This is a genomic window from Amorphus suaedae, assembly GCF_053629675.1.
The window spans coordinates 932,061-949,069 of sequence record NZ_JBRJIT010000001.1 but is presented as its reverse complement, the minus strand read 5'-3'; the positions used below and the strand labels follow the sequence as shown (position 1 = coordinate 949,069).

General features: G+C 69.2%; 16 protein-coding genes, 1 tRNA gene and 1 pseudogene. 12 read left to right on the top strand and 6 right to left on the bottom strand.

Going from position 1 to position 17,009, the window contains the following annotated elements; genetic code table 11:
* Window positions 1–281: 281 nt before the first annotated feature.
* The 5 genes and pseudogenes from AB7M35_RS04235 to AB7M35_RS04215 all read left to right on the top strand — a co-directional run bounded on the left by AB7M35_RS04235 (window position 282) and on the right by AB7M35_RS04215 (window position 2,966).
* Entirely contained in the window at window positions 282–623 is a 342-nt protein-coding gene (locus AB7M35_RS04235; RefSeq protein ID WP_453957532.1) for a hypothetical protein, read from the top strand.
* A 138-nt stretch (window positions 624–761) separates the two neighbouring features.
* The gene (locus AB7M35_RS04230; protein ID WP_453957531.1) at window positions 762–1,232 is read left to right on the top strand and encodes a YaiI/YqxD family protein; all 471 of its coding nucleotides are present in this window, start codon (window positions 762–764) and stop codon (window positions 1,230–1,232) included.
* A 4-nt stretch (window positions 1,233–1,236) separates the two neighbouring features.
* Window positions 1,237–1,968 carry a GNAT family N-acetyltransferase gene (locus tag AB7M35_RS04225; RefSeq protein ID WP_453957530.1) on the top strand — a complete coding sequence of 244 codons (732 nt, stop codon included), beginning with the start codon at window positions 1,237–1,239 and terminating at the stop codon, window positions 1,966–1,968.
* Window positions 1,961–2,413 (top strand): annotated as a pseudogene (locus AB7M35_RS04220) (N-acetyltransferase family protein). The gene AB7M35_RS04225 and the pseudogene AB7M35_RS04220 overlap by 8 nt, the downstream one beginning before the upstream one ends.
* Window positions 2,414–2,504: 91 nt before the next feature.
* Window positions 2,505–2,966, top strand: coding sequence for a PaaI family thioesterase (locus AB7M35_RS04215; RefSeq protein WP_453957528.1), 462 nt, complete (start codon window positions 2,505–2,507; stop codon window positions 2,964–2,966).
* Between the two features lie 68 nt (window positions 2,967–3,034).
* Here AB7M35_RS04215 and AB7M35_RS04210 read toward each other — a convergent pair whose 3' ends face one another.
* Both AB7M35_RS04210 and AB7M35_RS04205 read right to left on the bottom strand, forming a co-directional pair.
* A complete protein-coding gene (locus AB7M35_RS04210; protein ID WP_453957526.1) occupies window positions 3,035–3,427 on the bottom strand; it encodes a GFA family protein in 393 nt (130 codons plus the stop codon).
* A gap of 96 nt (window positions 3,428–3,523) precedes the next feature.
* The gene (locus tag AB7M35_RS04205) at window positions 3,524–4,174 is read right to left on the bottom strand and encodes a class I SAM-dependent methyltransferase (protein WP_453957524.1); all 651 of its coding nucleotides are present in this window, start codon (window positions 4,172–4,174) and stop codon (window positions 3,524–3,526) included.
* A gap of 271 nt (window positions 4,175–4,445) precedes the next feature.
* Between AB7M35_RS04205 and AB7M35_RS04200 the strand changes: the two genes are divergently transcribed.
* Window positions 4,446–5,615: an isovaleryl-CoA dehydrogenase gene (locus AB7M35_RS04200; protein WP_453957523.1), complete on the top strand. Its 1,170-nt coding sequence runs from the start codon at window positions 4,446–4,448 to the stop codon at window positions 5,613–5,615.
* Between the two features lie 104 nt (window positions 5,616–5,719).
* Here the strand turns inward: AB7M35_RS04200 and mgtE are convergent, their stop codons facing one another.
* Window positions 5,720–7,126: a magnesium transporter gene (gene mgtE, locus AB7M35_RS04195; RefSeq protein ID WP_453957521.1), complete on the bottom strand. Its 1,407-nt coding sequence runs from the start codon at window positions 7,124–7,126 to the stop codon at window positions 5,720–5,722.
* A gap of 451 nt (window positions 7,127–7,577) precedes the next feature.
* Here mgtE and AB7M35_RS04190 point away from each other — a divergent pair, with 451 nt between their 5' ends.
* Entirely contained in the window at window positions 7,578–8,048 is a 471-nt protein-coding gene (locus AB7M35_RS04190) for an HXXEE domain-containing protein (protein ID WP_453957519.1), read from the top strand.
* A gap of 83 nt (window positions 8,049–8,131) precedes the next feature.
* Here AB7M35_RS04190 and AB7M35_RS04185 read toward each other — a convergent pair whose 3' ends face one another.
* On the bottom strand, window positions 8,132–8,635 hold the full coding sequence (locus AB7M35_RS04185; RefSeq protein ID WP_453957518.1) for an N-acetyltransferase family protein: 504 nt from the start codon (window positions 8,633–8,635) through the stop codon (window positions 8,132–8,134).
* Between the two features lie 46 nt (window positions 8,636–8,681).
* Here AB7M35_RS04185 and AB7M35_RS04180 point away from each other — a divergent pair, with 46 nt between their 5' ends.
* Window positions 8,682–9,245: a helix-turn-helix domain-containing protein gene (locus tag AB7M35_RS04180; RefSeq protein ID WP_453957516.1), complete on the top strand. Its 564-nt coding sequence runs from the start codon at window positions 8,682–8,684 to the stop codon at window positions 9,243–9,245.
* A gap of 31 nt (window positions 9,246–9,276) precedes the next feature.
* Here AB7M35_RS04180 and AB7M35_RS04175 read toward each other — a convergent pair whose 3' ends face one another.
* Together AB7M35_RS04175 and AB7M35_RS04170 are read right to left on the bottom strand one after the other, a co-directional pair.
* Window positions 9,277–10,149, bottom strand: a complete 873-nt coding sequence (locus AB7M35_RS04175; RefSeq protein ID WP_453957514.1) for a sulfite oxidase heme-binding subunit YedZ — start codon at window positions 10,147–10,149, stop codon at window positions 9,277–9,279.
* Window positions 10,150–10,233: 84 nt separating this feature from the next.
* A tRNA-Leu gene (locus tag AB7M35_RS04170) sits at window positions 10,234–10,318 on the bottom strand.
* Window positions 10,319–10,451: 133 nt separating this feature from the next.
* On the opposite strand from AB7M35_RS04170, the gene lipB reads away from it, so the two are divergent.
* From lipB to AB7M35_RS04150, 4 genes are all read left to right on the top strand, one after another.
* Entirely contained in the window at window positions 10,452–11,195 is a 744-nt protein-coding gene (lipB, locus tag AB7M35_RS04165) for a lipoyl(octanoyl) transferase LipB (protein WP_453957512.1), read from the top strand.
* 151 nt (window positions 11,196–11,346) lie between these two features.
* The gene (pyc, locus tag AB7M35_RS04160; RefSeq protein ID WP_453957510.1) at window positions 11,347–14,790 is read left to right on the top strand and encodes a pyruvate carboxylase; all 3,444 of its coding nucleotides are present in this window, start codon (window positions 11,347–11,349) and stop codon (window positions 14,788–14,790) included.
* A gap of 269 nt (window positions 14,791–15,059) precedes the next feature.
* Window positions 15,060–15,851 (top strand): MipA/OmpV family protein, encoded by a 792-nt coding sequence (locus tag AB7M35_RS04155; RefSeq protein WP_453957508.1) that lies wholly within the window; start codon window positions 15,060–15,062, stop codon window positions 15,849–15,851.
* A gap of 258 nt (window positions 15,852–16,109) precedes the next feature.
* Window positions 16,110–17,009, top strand: a complete 900-nt coding sequence (locus AB7M35_RS04150) for a class II glutamine amidotransferase (protein ID WP_453957505.1) — start codon at window positions 16,110–16,112, stop codon at window positions 17,007–17,009.

Here is a 17,009-nt window from a genome sequence, read left to right as displayed (position 1 = left end):
CAGCAAAAGTGCTCTTGCGGTTTTGCGCCCGGGATTGCGGGAACTGAAGCAATCCCAGCAAAAGTGCTCTTGCGGTTTTGCGCCCGGGATTGCGGGAACTGAAGCAATCCCAGCAAAAGTGCTCTTGCGGTTTTGCCTCCGGGATTGCGGGGCCTCTATTTCGGCGGGCCAGGGAACCTCCGGGCCCGCTGAGAATTTCCTTAGCAGTTCGTTCGTCGGGGCACCGGGTGGTGCCCGGGGGGCGGTCGGACAGCAATGTCAGCTAAGGAAGGACTGCCCCCATGTCTGGTGTGAAGTCTGGTCTGAAATGGGCTCTGATCGTGGCTGCCGGCCTCGCCGTCGCCCCGGCCGCCGCGCAGGCAAAGGACTCCTTTTCCATCGTCGTGAACCCCGCTCCGCAGGCGGCACCGCGCTATGCGCCGCCGCGTGAGGACTACCGCCGCTATCGCGATCGCCAGGAATCGGCCTATCGCTACCGGGACGACCGGTACCGCGACGGCCGCTACCGGCAAGACGCGCGCCGCGGCCCGCCCGCCCATGCGCCGGCCTACGGCTACCGCCGCAATCGCGAGCAGACGCAGCAGCTCGCGCCGGGCATCTATCTGGTCCCGCCGCGCAACTGAGGCGGCTCGCCCCACGGCCATCTGACCGCGCATTCGAAGGCGCATCGGGCATTCCGCCCGGTGCGCCTTTTCTCTTTTCGGGCGCATCGCGTGCGAACGGGTCTTGGCGCGTCCCCGGCGCGCGCGCATAAAGCGGCCATGACCATTCTCTACATCGACGCCGACGCCTGTCCGGTGAAGGACGAGACGCTCAAGGTCGCCGAGCGCCACGGGCTGGAGGTCGTCATCGTCTCCAACGGCGGCATCCGGCCGAGCCGCGACCCGATGGTGAAGACGGTGGTGGTGCCGGAAGGCCCGGACGCGGCCGACATGTGGATCGCCGACCGGATCGGCCCCGGCGACATCTGCATCACCGGCGACATCCCGCTCGCGGCCCGCTGCCTGGAGGCGGGCGGCCAGGCGCTCCGCCACAATGGCGAGGCGTTCACGCCCGCCAACATCGGCAACATGCTCGGCATGCGCGACCTGATGGCGGACCTGCGCGCCGCCAACCCGCTCGGCGTCGGCGGCGGCCCCAAGCCGTTCTCCCGCGCCGACCGCTCGCGCTTCCTGGAGGCGCTGGAGCGCATGGTCCGGCGGGCAATAAAGGAAGGGCAGGCCAGTGGTTGATCAGGTGCACACAAGTCCCCTCGGCCAGCCGATCGGGGCCGAGGTCGCCGGCTGGGAACCTCGGCCGCGGCCGCCGCGCGTGGCGATCGAGGGCCGCGCCTGCCGGCTGGAGCCGCTGGATCCGGCCCGCCACGGCGCCGACCTCCACGCCGCGTTCGCGGCCGATCGCGACGGCGGCATGTGGACCTACATGCCCTACGGCCCGTTCGCCGACGAGGCGGCCTATCTCGCCTGGGCGCGCGACGCGGCCGTCTCCGAGGATCCGCTGTTCCACGCCATCGTCGACAGGGCGACCGGTAAGGCCGTAGGGGTCGCCAGCTATCTGCGCATCGACCCGAAGAACGGCGTGATCGAGGTCGGCCACATCGCCTATGCGCCGGTGCTGCAGAAGACGGTCGCCGCCACCGAGGCGCAGTACCTCCTGATGCGCCGCGCCTTCGACGAGCTCGGCTACCGCCGCTACGAGTGGAAGTGCCATGCGCTCAACGGGCCGTCGCGGCGCGCGGCGGAGCGCTACGGCTTCACCTACGAGGGCACCTTCCGGCAGGCGGCCGTGGTCAAGGGGCGCAACCGCGACACCGCCTGGTTCTCCGCCATCGACGCCGAGTGGCCGGCGGTCCGCGCCGGCTTCGAGGCCTGGCTCGATCCCGCCAACTTCGACGACGGCCAGCAGCGCCGGTCGCTCGGCCACCTGATTTCGGCGGCGCGGGGCCGGCTGGAGGGGGAACATGACTGATCGATCGCGGGTCAACATCCGGCCGCTCGCCCCGGACGACCGGTCCGCCTGGGCGCCGCTCTGGGAGGGCTACAACCGCTTCTACGAGCGCACGATCCCGGCGGAGGTGACGGAAGTGACCTGGACGCGCCTGATGGCGCCGGACGAGGACCCGCGCGGGTTCGTGGCCGTCGACGGGGACGGGCGCCTGGTCGGCTTCACCCATTATCTCTTCCACCTGTCCACCGCCTAGGTGGGCCCAGTCTGCTACCTGCAGGACCTGTTCGTCTCCCCCGATGTCCGCGGCAGCGGCGCCGGCCGGGCGCTGATCGAGGCGGTCTACGAGGCGGCCGACGCGGCGGGCGCGGAGCAGGTCTACTGGCTGACCCAGACCTTCAACGAGACCGCGCGCCGCCTCTACGACCGCGTCGCGTCCGTCACCCCCTTCATCAAGTATCGGCGATAGGATCGCCATCGGCGCTGGTCCCGGGCCGAACCGGGGCTATGGTCGGCGATGGACGAGAGACCGCATCGAGCGGCGACCTGGGAGGCCTTGCATGATCGACCGTGCCGTTCCGCGCTTCGAGCCGCGCAACCCCGACTACGAGGCGCGGATGCGGGAGAGTTTCGCGCGCCAGGGCTTCATGGCGACCCTCGGCGTCGAGATGGTGCACATCGCGCCCGGCGAGGCGGATCTCGTGATGCCCTACGCGCCGGGGCTGACCCAGCAGCACGGCTACTTCCACGCCGGCACGACGACGTCGATCGCCGACACGGCGGCCGGCTATGCGGCGCTGTCGTTGTTCCCGGCCGGCACCGGCGTGCTCACCAGCGAGTTCAAGGTGAACCTCCTCAATCCGGGCGAGGGCGCGCGGCTGATCGCCGAGGGCAGGGTGGTGAAGCCCGGCCGCCGGCTGACTATCTCCCGCGCCGACGTCTACGGCGAGAAGAACGGCAAGACGGTGCACGTGCTCACCGGCCTGTTCACCCTGGTCTGCCTGGAGAACCTGGACGGCTGAGCGCCTCCGGGCGCTGAACCCGCGCAAACCGCTTCCAGGCGAGGCGGGCGCGGGTCCGCCGAACGTGGCTAGTCCTCGGACCGGCCGGTTCGCTCGCGGTTGCGGTCGTATCGATGGGGCAGCGGGAAGGGCGGCAGCCAGGCCTCGCGCCGCACGGTCCAGTTCTCGTAGGTCGGGACGAGCTGGTCGGGGGCGTCCAGAGTGCCGAGATGCACCTCGGTCTCGTCGCCGCTGCGGGCGAACACCGACGAGCCGCACCGCGGACAGAAGTGCCGGCCGGCATAGTCGCGCGTCTCGCCCTCGATGGTGACCGCGGCCTCGGGAAACACTGCCGCCGCGTAGAACAGCGCGCCGTGGTGCTTGCGGCAGTCGAGGCAGTGGCAGAGGCCGACGCGATACGGCCGCCCCGTCGCCACGAGCCGGACGGCGCCGCACAGGCACCCGCCGGTGAACCGGTCCATGTCGCGTCTCCCTTTAGCTGACTGCCGAGACAGTCGCAGCCAATCCGCGCCGGGGCAATCGCCGGCGGCGCGTCGAGCGAGGGCGCTTCTGGAAATCTAGACGGCGGAAGGAAAGACGGCCTGGCCGACGCGCGGCGAGGCGATGCCCACGTGGTGGAAACCGAGCACGTCGGGCACGCCGTGCAGGGAGCCCTGTTCGACGCAGTCGATCTCGAAGCCGGCGCGTTCCAGCAGCCCGACCGGGTTCCGGTCGAGCCGGCAGCCGCAGGCGATCGGGCGCCAGATCGGCGTGAGCCGCTCCTGCAGGCGCCCGGTGGAGGCGCGGGTCGAGCGGCCGTGCTCGCAGAAGAGCACGTGTCCGTCCGGCTTCAGGATGCGCCGGGCTTCCGCCAGCGCCGCCTTCACGTCGCCGATCGAGCAGAGGGTGTAGGTGAAGACGACGGTGTCGGCGATGCCGGTCGGCAGGGAAAGCGCCTCGGCCGATTCCTCGACGATGTCGACGGGCAGGCCGTCCGCCCGGGCCGCGATGCGGTCGGCGTGGCAGAAGCCGTCGGCCGGGTTCACGCCGATCAGGCGCTCGACCTTGTCGCGGTCGTAGAAGGGAAGATTGTAGCCGGCGCCGATGCCGATCTCGACCACGACGCCGCGCGCCTTGGGAATGATCCGCTGGCGCTTCTTGGCCAGGATCGGCAGTCCGCATCCCGCGGACACCATGCGCGCGCCGATCAGCCGCTGATAGATGCTCATGTCGGTTGCCCCCGAAACGCCTTCGCCCGAAGCAAGGCAGCACCTGCTGAACGCTGCTTGCTTCGGGCTTTGGTCGTCGCAACACACAACGTAGATCGTGAGGCCCATCCGGTTCGCAACGGGCCACCCGCCAAAGCGTGATCCCCGTCACACTCTTTCTTCGATCGGGTGACGGCGGCCCTTCCTATTGCAACTGCAGGGCGTCGAACGGCATGCTGCGCGAAACCCGAACCGGCCGGAACCCACCGCCGGTCGCAGCGAGGAACGCCCCATGCGCAACGATCTGCCCGTCTTCGATTTCGGTCTCGGCGAGACGGCCGACATGCTGCGCGACAGCGTGCGCACCTTCTCCGACGACCGGATCGCGCCGCTCGCCGCCGAGATCGACAGCACCAACGAATTTCCCCGCCATCTCTGGCCGCAGATGGGCGAGCTCGGCCTGCACGGCATCACCGCGGACGAGGAATACGGCGGCTCCGGGCTCGGCTACCTGGAGCACTGCGTGGCGATGGAGGAGGTCAGCCGCGGCTCGGCGTCGGTCGGGCTCTCCTACGGCGCCCACTCCAACCTCTGCGTCAACCAGATCAACCGCAACGGCACGCCGGAGCAGAAGGCGAAGTACCTGCCGAAGCTGATTTCCGGCGAGCACGTCGGCGCGCTCGCCATGTCGGAGCCGGGTGCCGGGTCCGACGTGGTTTCCATGCGCACCCGCGCCGACAAGCGCGGCGACCGCTACGTGCTCAACGGCTCCAAGATGTGGATCACCAATGGCCCCGTCGCCGAGACGCTGGTGGTCTACGCCAAGACCGATCCGGAGGCGGGGGCGCGTGGCATCACCGCCTTCCTGATCGAGAAGGGCATGGCGGGCTTCAAGCCGGCCCAGAAGCTCGACAAGCTCGGAATGCGCGGCTCCGACACCTGCGAGCTGGTGTTCGAGGACTGCGAGGTGCCGGAGGAGAACGTCCTCGGCGAGGTCGGGCGCGGCGTGAACGTGCTGATGTCGGGGCTGGACTACGAGCGCGTGGTGCTGGCCGCCGGGCCGCTCGGCATCATGCAGGCGGCGCTCGACGTGGTCGTGCCGTACCTGCACGAGCGCAAGCAGTTCGGCCGGCCCATCGGCGACTTCCAGCTCATGCAGGGCAAGCTCGCCGACATGTACGTGGCGCTGAATGCGTCCCGGTCCTACGTCTACGCGGTGGCGCGCGCCGCCGATGCCGGCCGTACCACCCGCGAGGATGCCGCCGGCGCCATCCTCTATGCGGCGGAACAGGCGACGAAGGTGGCGCTCGACGCCATCCAGTGCCTCGGCGGCAACGGCTACACCAACGAGTACCCGACGGGCCGGCTGTTGCGCGACGCCAAGCTCTACGAGATCGGCGCCGGCACCAGCGAGATCCGCCGCATGCTCATCGGCCGCGAGATCTTCGAGAAGACGGCCTAGCAATCCCAGGAAAAGTGCCCTTGCGGTTTTCCGTCCGGGATTGCGGGCTGAGAAAGCAAACCTGGGAAAAGTGCCCTTGCGGTTTTTCCGTCGGTCCCGCGCGCTCAGAAGATCCCGAACCACCACGCGGCGAGGCCGAGGAAGGCGAGGAAGCCGATCACGTCGGTGAGGGTGGTCAGGAACACGCTGGAGGCGACCGCCGGGTCGGCGCCTACCTTGTCGAGCAGGATCGGCGTCACCACGCCGAAGAAGCCGGCGCAGAAGACGTTGAAGACCAGCGCGCTGGCGATCACCACCCCGAGGTCGGGGTTTTGGAACCAGAATCCCGCCACCAGGCCGACGATCACCGCGATGATGCTGCCGTTGGCGAGCGCGACGAGCACCTCGCGGCCGATGACGCGGGCGGTGTTGCGGCTGGAAATGGCGCGCGAGGCGATGGCGCGCACCGTCACCGTCATCGCCTGGATGCCGGCGTTGCCGCCGATCGAGGCGACGATCGGCATCAGCACCGCCAGCGCCACCATCTCCTGGATCGTGCCGTCGAAGAAGGCGATCACCGAGGCGGCGAGGAACGAGGTCGCCATGTTGATGAGCAGCCACGGGATGCGCGTGCGCGCCGTGTAGTAGACGGTGTCGGAGAGCTCCGCGTCACCGGCACCGGTCAGATAGCGGATGTCCTCTTCCGCCTCTTCCTCGATGATGTCGACGATGTCGTCGATGGTCAGCACGCCGACCAGCCGCGCGCTCTCGTCGACCACCGCCGACGAGACCAGGTTGTAGCGCTGGAACAGGCGGGCGACGTCTTCCTGGTCGTCGGTGGCGCGCACCGTGTGGTGCGCCTCGTGCATGATCTCCGAGACGCGGGTGGTGCGCGGCGTGCGCAGAAGCTTGTCCAGCGCCACGGTGCCGAGCAGCCGGAACGCCGGGTCGACCACGAAGATCTGGTAGAAAGAGTCCGGCAGGTCGTCCTCTTCGCGCAGCGCGTCGATCACCTGGCCGACCGACCAGAACGGCGGCAGCGCGACGAAGTCGGACTGCATGCGCCGGCCGGCGGTCTCTTCCGGATAGTCCAGCGAGCGGGCGAGGCGGTGCCGCTTGGCGAACGGCAGCCGCGCCAGGATCGCCTGCTTCTCGTCCTCGTCGAGGTCTTCCAGGATGTAGACGGCGTCATCGGAATCCAGCGCCGCCAGGCCCTTCGCCACGGTGTCGGGCGGCAGGTTGGCAAGGATCTGCAGCCGGATCGGCTCCTCGACCTCGGTGAGCGCCGTGTAGTCGAAGTCGGTACCCAGCGAGGCGACGAACCTCACCCGGTTGTCGGGGGCGAGCGCGGTGAGGAGTTCGGCGACGTCGACCTCGTGCAGGTCCTCCGTCAGCTCCTCCAGCCGCGTCCGGTCGCCGGCGTCGAGCGCGGTCTCGACGGACCCCAGATAGTCCGCGTCGAGGTGCCCCTCCTCGTTGCGAAACGCGGGGCGCACATCGGTCTGGACGTCTGGCTCGGCGGCGTCTGCCATGTCGCGCGACCCTTCCTGGGCGACCCTGCGGGTCGAAAACTCGGCCAACGGCGGAAAAAGCGGGCGGATTTCTGCGTTTTAGAGCACTTCGAACGAAAGGGGACGACACTTTCCCGTTCGAAGTGGAGGATTAACGATCTGTGGCTTGGATCGTTGCGACGCAGCACCGTTTCGAAAAAGCGGCTGCGGCTCCGGCGCACGACGCGAGACTGTTAGACCATCCCGACGCCGAACGAAATCACCCCACGGCGAAAAGACGCCCACCGTTGCCGCCGATCCACGCAATCCCGCGCGTGGGCGGGGACAGCCGGGCGGGTTGCCGCGGGCTGCGACCCTCGCGCGATGCCTCACGGTCCATTCCGGGACGCGAGAAGACTGCTGAACTCCCCGCCCGCGATTTGGTATGATGCGATGCGGTCAAGCCGACCGCGTCCTGCGCTTCGAGACCGCCATGCCGCTCTCATCGCTTCTCTGGCTCGCCACCGCCGCCTACGCCGTCCACATCCTCGAGGAATTTCAGCTCGACTGGCGCAACTGGGCTCGCGCCGTCGTCGGGCTCCCGGTGGAATGGCCGGACTTCTACGTCGTCAACGCGATCGTCATCGTGCTCGGGATCGCCGCCGCCAATCTCGCCGTCGCGTCGCCGGCCATCGCGCTCGGCTTTCCGGCGCTGATGCTGATCAACGCCACCTTCTTCCACGTGCTGCCGTTCGCGCGAACGCGCGGCCGGTTCTCGCCCGGCCTGCTGACCGCGCTGGTGCTGTTCTATCCGATCGGCATCGCCTGCTACTACCAGGCGGCGGCCGACGGAACGCTCGACGCCTTCGCGCTCCTCGTGTCGGTGCTGATCGGCGCGGCGCTGATGGCCGCCCCGGTGGTGCTTCTCCAGATCAAGTCGCGCCCGTACTTCCGGCAGGAGTAGCGTCTCGCCGGTCGGGACGGGGCGGCGTCCGCCAGCCGAGCCCGGGAATGCCGCTGCGCCATCGACCGTGCCGGAGGGGGCCCTCAGCGCGGGACGTCGTCGAGGCGGAGCTGCACGAACACCAGGTCGAGCCAGCGGCCGAACTTGGTGCCGACCTCGGCGAGGCGTCCGCCCTCGGTGAAGCCGAGGCTCGCGTGCAGCCGCAGCGAGGCGGTGTTCTCCGCTTCCACGGCGCCGATCAGCACATGCATGCCGGCCTGTCGGGCGCGCGCGATGAGCGGCAGCATGATGGTGCGGCCGATGCCGCGCCCGCGCGCGTCGTGCTGGACGTAGATGGAGTTCTCCGCCGTGTGGCGATAGCCCTCGTGGGGGCGGAAGGGGCCGTAGGTCGCGTAGGCGAGCACGGCGTCGTCCTCGACGGCCACCAGCACCGGGAAGCCCGCCGCCTGGCGCTCGTTCAGCCATGCGCGGCGGTTCTCCAGGTCGACCGGCGTCCCGTTCCAGATCGACGTCGTGGTGCGCACGGCGTCGTTGTAGATCTCGACAATGCCGGGGAGGTCGTCCTCGGTGGCGTCGCGCACGATCATTGCACGCCTCGATGTCTGTGATTATAGTGACAATATGTCGAATATAATGACAGATCTCGATGCGTGTCTAGGGGCTTCCATCCGCGCGGAGCGGGAGGCGCGCGGCTGGAGCGTGAGCGAGCTCGCCGACCGCTCCGGCGTCTCGCGCGCCATGATCGCCAAGGTCGAGAAGGGCGACAGCAGCCCGACGGCGGCGTTGCTCGGCCGGCTGTCGGGCGCCTTCGGGCTCAGCGTCTCGACGCTGCTCGCCCGCTCGGAGGCGATGTCGGCGCGCGCCGTCCTGCGCGCGGCGGACCAGCCGACGTGGCGCGATCCGGAAACCGGCTACCTGCGCCGCCAGATCGCCCCCGCGCCCGGCTCCGACCTGCCGCTGGACCTGGTCCGGATCGAGTTGCCGGCCGGCGCCGAGATCGCCTACCCGGCCAGCGCCTACGCCTTCGGCCGCCGGCTGATCTGGGTCGTGGAAGGAACGCTGGGCTTCGTCGAGGGCGACACCGAGCACAGCCTCGGCGCCGGCGACTGCCTGGAGCTGGGCACGCCGGCCGACTGCGTCTATCGAAACCGGTCGGAGGCGACCTGCGTCTACCTGGTCGCCGTGCTCGGACGCTGAGGACGGTCCTTGCGGCCGTCGAGGCGGCGGTTCAGGACGCGTCGGCGGCGGCGGACCGGCGCCTCGACGGGGCGGGCGAGGAGGGCCGCGACGTGATCTTCCGCCACAGCGGCAGCAGCAGCGCCAGAAGCCCGACGATCAGCACCCAGAAGGCCGGGCGCGGCGCCGGATCCAGGCTCAGGTTCGCCGAAAGCACCGCCTGCCACGGCACCCGCGTGGCGACGCCGTACCAGACCGCCTCGAGCAGCGCCGTCGACAGCGCGGCCAGCACGGCGACGCCGGCGAGCGTCAGTGGCGAGGTGAGCGACCTGCCAAGCTTGTGGGCGAGCCGCCATCCCATCAGCAGCAGCCAGAACCCCATCATCAGGGCGGCCTCGGAGGCGTCGATCTTCGACTGCATGAAGAAGTGCAGGATCGCCAGCGCGGTCAGCAGGTAGGCGAACCGGTGCAGCCGGTGCCAGCGCGGGCCCATGCGCCGGATCGCGGCGTCGGTGGACGTCGCGGCCAGGACGCCGAGCCCCACCAGCGTCACGAAGCCGACGGTGAGGTAGATCCGCGACACGATCTCGGTGACGACCCTGAGCGGGTTCCAGTTCTGGTCGGCGGCATAGAGGGTGAGGTGGGCCAGCGCGAAGCCGAAGGCGGCCAGTCCCAGCAGCCGGCGCACGATCAGCAGCCGGCCCCAGCCGGTGATCCGCCGCAGCGGCGTCACCGCCAGCGTCACCAGCAGCAGGCGGACGGCCCAGTCGCCGGTGCGGTGGATGGCCTCGGTGAGGGGCTTGGCCCCAAGCCCGCCGGTGGCGGCATCGATCGCCAGGATGAGCGCCGGAATGACGATCAGCAGAAGCGCTGCGATGCGCAGCGTGCTGACGCGGCCGGCGCGATCGTTCCAGGGCATGTCCATGATCATGGGTCCCTGCGCCAGAGGTCGAGGAAGCCTCTGGCCGGTTGCGATCGGCTCGCCGGGATCGAAGGATCAGAAGTAAAATGGTGCGGTCGAGAAGACTCGAACTTCCACGGGTTGCCCCACAGCGACCTCAACGCTGCGCGTCTACCAATTCCGCCACGACCGCACTCAACTCGACGGGCGCGGACGTGGCCGGCACCGATGAGCGAGACGGCATGTAACAAATCGGGAAGGGGGTTTCAAGCAAGCCGCGCGTTCCCCATCATGAGATTGCAAACTTCCTGTGGGTGAGTGACGAAATGCGGAGCCTGAGCGACGGCGCGGACGCGCTTCTGGAGGGACTGACGGCGGGGCCCGGCGCGCCGCCGGTCGAGTGGGTGATCGCCGACGGCCTCGTCGCCTATGAGGACGCGCTGGCCGAAATGGAGGCGCGCTCCGCGGCGATCGCCGAGGGCCGCGCCGCCGAGCGGGTCTGGCTGGTGGAGCACCCGCCGCTCTACACCGCCGGCACCAGCGCGCGCATGGAAGACCTCGTCGCCCCCGACCGCTTTCCGGTCCACACCACGGGGCGTGGCGGGCAGTTTACCTACCACGGGCCCGGCCAGCGGGTGGCCTACGTGATGCTCGACCTGTCCCGCCGCCGGAAGGATGTCCGCGCCTTCGTCTACGGCCTCGAGCAGTGGCTGATCGATGCATTGTGGGAGTTTCACGTCCGCGGCGAGCGCCGCGCCGACCGCGTCGGCGTCTGGGTGCGGCGGCCGGAAAAGGGCGCGGCGGTCGAGGACAAGATCGCCGCCATCGGCATCCGCGTCCGCCGCTGGGTGACGTTTCACGGCGTCGCGCTCAACGTCGATCCGGACCTCGATCACTATGACGGCATCGTCGCCTGCGGCGTGCGCGAACACGGCGTCACCAGCCTCGAGGATCTCGGCATTCCGGCCACCATGCCCGATCTCGACATCGCGCTGCGCGCCCGATTCGAGGCGCTGTTCGGGCCGACCGTCTCCGTCGCTTCCCTCGACCGGTCGTCCACCGCCGCCTGAGCGTGCTGCCCCGAAGGGAACGGAACCCGACGTGCCGCGGTGAACGCCGCCGAGCCTTGTTCCCGCGGCGCTGCCCCGTTGGCGTAGCCCCGCCGCCCCGTTAGTGTTGCACCGCACACGCTGCGATGTGCGGTGAAAGGGGAACGACGCGATGGCCATTTCCAAGATCCTGGTCGCCAACCGGTCCGAAATCGCCATCCGCGTGTTCCGGGCCGCCAACGAGCTGGGATTGCGGACCGTCGCCATCTTCGCCGAGGAGGACAAGCTCGCGCTGCACCGCTTCAAGGCGGACGAGGCCTACCAGGTCGGGCGCGGCAAGGGTCCCATCGAGGCCTACCTCGATATCGAGGACGTCATCCGCGTCGCGCTGGAATCGGGCGTCGACGCCATCCACCCGGGCTACGGCTTCCTCTCCGAGAACCCCGATTTCGCCGAGGCCTGCGCCACCGCCGGGCTGATCTTCATCGGCCCGAGCCCGGACACGATGCGCGCGCTGGGCGACAAGGTGTCGGCCCGCGAGATCGCGGTAGAGGCGGGCGTTCCGGTGATGCCGGCGACGGTGCCGCTCCCCGACGACCCGGCCGAGATCCGCCGTCTGGCCGACGAGATCGGCTTCCCGGTCATGGTGAAGGCGTCCTGGGGCGGCGGTGGGCGCGGCATGCGCGTGGTCACCGATCCCGCCGCGCTGGTCGGCGAGGTCACCACGGCCAAGCGCGAGGCGAAGGCCGCCTTCGGCCGCGACGAGGTCTACCTGGAAAAGCTCGTCGAACGCGCCCGCCACGTCGAGGTGCAGATCCTCGGCGATGCTTTCGGCGGTCTCGTCCACCTGTTCGAGCGCGACTGCACCGTCCAGCGCCGCCACCAGAAGGTGGTCGAGCGGGCCCCCGCGCCGTACGTCGACGAGGGCACGCGCGCGCTGCTCACCGACTATGCGCTGTCGATCGGCCGCGCCGTCGGCTATCGCGGCGCCGGCACCGTCGAGTTCCTGATGGATGCCGACACCGGCGCGGTCTACTTCATCGAGGTCAATCCGCGCATCCAGGTCGAGCACACGGTGACCGAGGAGGTCACCGGCATCGACATCGTCAAGGCGCAGATCCACATCGCCGACGGCGAGCGCATCGGCGATCCGGCCTCCGGCGTGCCGCGCCAGGACGGCATCGTGCTCCACGGCCACGCCATCCAGTGCCGGATCACCACCGAGGATCCGGAGGCGAACTTCATCCCGGACTACGGCCGCATCACCGCCTATCGCGGCGCCACCGGCTTCGGCATCCGCCTCGACGGCGGCACCGCCTATTCCGGCGCGGTCATAACGCGCTTCTACGATCCGCTGCTGGAGAAGGTGACCGCCTGGGCGCCGTCGCCGGAGGAGGCGGCGCGCCGCATCGACCGGGCGCTGCGCGAGTTCCGCATCCGAGGCGTCGCCACCAACCTGACCTTCCTGGAAGCCGTCATCTCGCACCCGACGTTCCTGTCGGCGAGCTACACGACCCGCTTCATCGACGACACCCAGAGCCTGTTCGAGCAGGTGGGCCGCCGCGACCGGGCGACCAAGCTGCTCACCTACCTGGCCGACGTCACCGTCAACGGCCATCCGGAGGTGCGCACCCGCCCGCAGCCGGACCCGCAGGCCGCGCATCCGGTGCTGCCGCAGTTCCCGGGCGAGCCGCCGGCCGGCACCAAGCAGCGGCTCGACCGCGATGGGCCGGAGGCGTTCGCCCGCTGGATGCGCGAGCAGGAGCGCGTCCTCATCACCGACACGACGCTGCGCGATGCCCACCAGTCGCTGCTTGCCACCCGCATGCGCACGTTCGATCTGGCTGAAGGCGCAAAGGCTTACGCGCGGGGGCTGCCACAGCTCCTGTCGCTCGAATGCTGGGGCGGCGCGACCTTCGACGTCGCCATGCGCTTCCTCACCGAGGACCCGTGGGTGCGCCTGTCGCGGATCCGCGAGGCCGCGCCCAACATCCTCCTGCAGATGCTGCTGCGCGGCGCGAATGGCGTCGGCTACACCAGCTATCCCGACAATGCCGTGCGGTTCTTCATCAAGCAGGCGGCCGAGGGCGGGGTCGATCTGTTCCGTATCTTCGATTCGCTCAACTGGGTGGAGAACATGCGTGTGGCGATCGACGCCGTCCGCGAGGCCGACAAGATCGCCGAGGGCACGATCTGCTACACCGGCGATCTCCTCGACCCGTCCCGGCCCACCTACGATCTCGCCTACTACCTGAAGCTCGCCGAGGAGCTCGACAGGGCCGGCTGCCACACCATCGCGATCAAGGACATGGCGGGCCTCCTGAAGCCCGCCGCCGCCACCGTGCTGGTCAAGGCGCTCCGCGAGGTCAGCGACAAGCCGATCCACCTCCACACCCACGACACCTCCGGCGCCTCCGCCGCGACGCTGCTGGCGGCCGTGGACGCCGGCGTCGATGCCATCGATGCCGCCACCGACGCGCTGTCGGGACTGACCTCGCAGCCGTGCCTGGGCTCGGTCGTGGCGGCGCTTTCCCGCAGCCCGCGCGATCCGGGGCTCGATGCCGACGCGATCCGCCGGATCTCCTTCTTCTGGGAGGCCGTGCGCAACCAGTACGCGGCCTTCGAGGCCGACCTGAAGGCACCGGCCTCCGAGGTCTACCTGCACGAAATGCCGGGCGGTCAGTTCACCAACCTGAAGGAACAGGCCCGCGCGCTTGGCCTTGAGCATCGTTGGCACGACGTCGCCAAGGCCTATGCGGCGGTCAACCAGATGTTCGGCGACATCGTGAAGGTGACGCCGTCCTCCAAGGTGGTCGGCGACATGGCGCTCGCCATGGTCGCCTCGGACCTGACGCCGGAGCAGGTCGCCGATCCCGCCCGCGAGGTGTCCTTCCCCGATTCGGTCATCCAGTTCTTCCGGGGCGACCTCGGCCAGCCGCCGAACGGCTTCCCGGCGGCGCTGCAGAAGAAGGTGCTGAAGGGCGAGGCGCCGATCACCGAGCGTCCCGGCGCGTTGCTGGCGCCGGCCGACCTTGACGCCGCCCGCGAGGACGCGGCCGAGAAGGCTGGCCGCCCCATCAGTGACGCCGATCTCGCCAGCTACCTGATGTATCCCAAGGTGTTCGCCGAGTTCGCCAAGGCCGAGGCGACCTACGGGCCGACCGACGTGCTGCCCACCCCGACCTACTTCTACGGGCTGGCGGTCGGCGAGGAGGCGATGATCGAGCTGGAGCCGGGCAAGACGCTGGTTGTGCGCTGCCTGGCGATCGGCGAGGTCGACGACGAGGGCAAGGTGCGCGTGTTCTTCGAGCTGAACGGCCAGCCGCGGACGATCCGCGTGCCGGACCGCGCCCACGGCGGCGCGGCGGCCGGCGGCAAGCGCAAGGCGGAGGAGGGCAACGCCGACCACGTCGCCGCGCCGATGCCCGGCGTGATCGCGACGCTCGCGGTGAAGCCGGGGCAGGCGGTCGCGGCGGGCGACGTGCTTCTCTCCATCGAGGCGATGAAGATGGAGACGACGCTGCACGCCGAGCGCGAGGGGACGGTGGGGGAGGTGCTCGTCGCGCCGGGTGCCGCCATCGACGCCAAGGACCTGCTGCTCACCTACGCGGCCTAGGATGGCCGCTGCTCGGCTGGGCGGACCCGCGGCGGGCCCTCAAAGGCGGAATTACCCGATCGCGGGTCGGAAATCGTCCCGGATTTCCGACCGTGCATTAGCGATGCATAAATGCATCGCCTCCACACTACGTTGCGTTTCGTCCCCGACGAGGCTGGCAAACGCATGGGTTGACGGGCATAAATTGCCGTATCGGCCAGACCGTTCATCGGAGCGGCCGGCCCAGACCTGAATGCGATTGCCGAATGCGAACCGGAAGTGCTGCTGTGATGCGTAAATCTCCCCTCCTGCTTGCCTCGCTTCTGGTCGTGTCGGCCGGCAGTGCCGCGGTCGCCCAGGAAAAGCTGACGGCCGAGCAGGCCGGCACCAAGGACATCGTCTTCGATCTCGGCGTCGGCGCCCGTGTGCAGCCGAAGTTCGCCAGCTCCGACGACTACATCGTGCTGCCCTATCCGCTGTTCGCGGTGAGCTACCTCCGCCTGCCGGTCTTCGGCGAGGTGGTCTCGGCGCCGGCCAAGGCGTTCTCCCTCTACCCGTCGATCAACTTCGTCGGCTCGCGCTCGTCCGACGACGCGTCCTACCTGAAGGGCATGGACGACGTCGACTTCGCCTTCGAACTCGGCCCGGGCGTCGCCTACCGCTATGGCATGGTCCGCGGCTTCGTCGAGGCGCGCTACGGCATCACCGGCCATAACGGCATCGTCGGCGAGGCGGGTGTCGACCTCGTGCTGAACCCGTTCGACCGCATCCAGGTGTCCGCCGGCCCGCGGGTCGGCTTCGCCAACGACGAGTACGTCGAGACCTACTTCGGCGTCAGCAACAGCGAAGCGGCGAACTCCCAGTTCTCCGCCTACAACCCGTCGGGCGGCTTCACCGACGTCGGCGTCGGCGCGCTGGTCAGCTACGACTGGACCCAGACCGTCAAGCTCCACCTGCAGGCCGACTACAGCCGCTACATCGGCGACGTCGCCGATTCGCCGGTGGTGAAGGCCGGCAGCGAGGATCAGTTCTCGGTGGGCATCGGCATCACCTACCGCTTCGGCGCCGATCTCTACGACTGATCGACACGCTGACGACCCGTCGGCTGACGATTTCCCGGGCGTCGATCGAGGCTGCGCGTTCCCGCGCAGCCTTTTGCGTTCTGCGGGACCGAAAAGCGCACAAACGCGCAGAATCGCGCAGAACCGCGCAGCACGTCCCGCGCGCGGATCGGTGCGCGTTTGCGCGGGAATAAATTTCCTCAGAAGAAATCTTGTATCTTAAAAAGCAATATGCTTGTGTGCGGCAACCGTTCACGCACACCAGCAAGGCACGTCACCATGTGCGGCATCGTTGGCCTCTATCTCAAGAATCCCGGGCTCCGGTCGGAGCTTGGCACGCTGTTCTCGCCCATGCTCACCGAGATGTCCGACCGCGGTCCGGACTCCGCCGGCATCGCCGTCTACCGCGAGGGCGGGGCCGGGGAGGCGAAGGTGGTCGCCTATCATCCGGACCCGGAATTCGGCTGGGACGACATTGCCTCCGGGCTGGCGGCAAAGGTCGACGGGCCGGTCTCGGTCGAGCCGGTCGCCAACCACGCGATCCTGTCGGGCGGGGCATCCGCCATGGCGCTGCGCGACGCCCTTTTCGCAACCTACCCGGACGTCCGGGTGATGAGCGCCGGCACGTCGCTGGAGATCTATAAGGACGTCGGCCTGCCGAAGGACGTGCTCGCCCGCTTCAACGTCGGCTCGATGTCCGGCAGCCACGCCGTCGGCCACACCCGCATGGCCACCGAGAGCGCTGTCTCCACCGAGGGCGCGCATCCGTTCAACACCGGCGAGGACCTCTGCCTCGTCCACAACGGCTCGCTGTCCAACCACAACGGCCTGCGCGAGTACCTGTCGACCCACAAGGGCATCACCTTCCAGACCGACAACGATTCCGAGGTCGCCGCCGCCTATCTCACCTGGCGGATGTCGGAAGGCGCGAGCCTCTCGGAGGCCCTCGAGGCGGCGCTCAAGGACCTCGACGGCTTCTACACCTTCGCCATCGGCACCCGGGACGGCTTCGCCGTGCTGCGCGACCCGGTCGCCTGCAAGCCGGCCGTGATGGCCGAGACCGACGACTGGGTGGCTATGGCCTCGGAATTCCGGGCGCTGGCCGGCCTGCCGGGCATCGAGGCCGCGACCGTCTGGGAGCCGAAGCCGGCCACCGTCTACAGCTGGGGACGCGCCTGA

Bases quoted from the DNA above. Each gene is read 5' to 3' on its own strand.
- AB7M35_RS04235 (WP_453957532.1), top strand. From the start codon at position 282: ATGTCTGGTGTGAAGTCTGGTCTGAAATGGGCTCTGATCGTGGCTGCC.
- AB7M35_RS04230 (WP_453957531.1), top strand. From the start codon at position 762: ATGACCATTCTCTACATCGACGCCGACGCCTGTCCGGTGAAGGACGAG.
- AB7M35_RS04215 (WP_453957528.1), top strand. From the start codon at position 2,505: ATGATCGACCGTGCCGTTCCGCGCTTCGAGCCGCGCAACCCCGACTAC.
- AB7M35_RS04210 (WP_453957526.1), bottom strand. From the start codon at position 3,427: ATGGACCGGTTCACCGGCGGGTGCCTGTGCGGCGCCGTCCGGCTCGTG.
- AB7M35_RS04205 (WP_453957524.1), bottom strand. From the start codon at position 4,174: ATGAGCATCTATCAGCGGCTGATCGGCGCGCGCATGGTGTCCGCGGGA.
- AB7M35_RS04200 (WP_453957523.1), top strand. From the start codon at position 4,446: ATGCGCAACGATCTGCCCGTCTTCGATTTCGGTCTCGGCGAGACGGCC.
- mgtE (WP_453957521.1), bottom strand. From the start codon at position 7,126: ATGGCAGACGCCGCCGAGCCAGACGTCCAGACCGATGTGCGCCCCGCG.
- AB7M35_RS04190 (WP_453957519.1), top strand. From the start codon at position 7,578: ATGCCGCTCTCATCGCTTCTCTGGCTCGCCACCGCCGCCTACGCCGTC.
- AB7M35_RS04185 (WP_453957518.1), bottom strand. From the start codon at position 8,635: ATGATCGTGCGCGACGCCACCGAGGACGACCTCCCCGGCATTGTCGAG.
- AB7M35_RS04180 (WP_453957516.1), top strand. From the start codon at position 8,682: ATGACAGATCTCGATGCGTGTCTAGGGGCTTCCATCCGCGCGGAGCGG.
- AB7M35_RS04175 (WP_453957514.1), bottom strand. From the start codon at position 10,149: ATGGACATGCCCTGGAACGATCGCGCCGGCCGCGTCAGCACGCTGCGC.
- lipB (WP_453957512.1), top strand. From the start codon at position 10,452: ATGCGGAGCCTGAGCGACGGCGCGGACGCGCTTCTGGAGGGACTGACG.
- pyc (WP_453957510.1), top strand. From the start codon at position 11,347: ATGGCCATTTCCAAGATCCTGGTCGCCAACCGGTCCGAAATCGCCATC.
- AB7M35_RS04155 (WP_453957508.1), top strand. From the start codon at position 15,060: ATGCGTAAATCTCCCCTCCTGCTTGCCTCGCTTCTGGTCGTGTCGGCC.
- AB7M35_RS04150 (WP_453957505.1), top strand. From the start codon at position 16,110: ATGTGCGGCATCGTTGGCCTCTATCTCAAGAATCCCGGGCTCCGGTCG.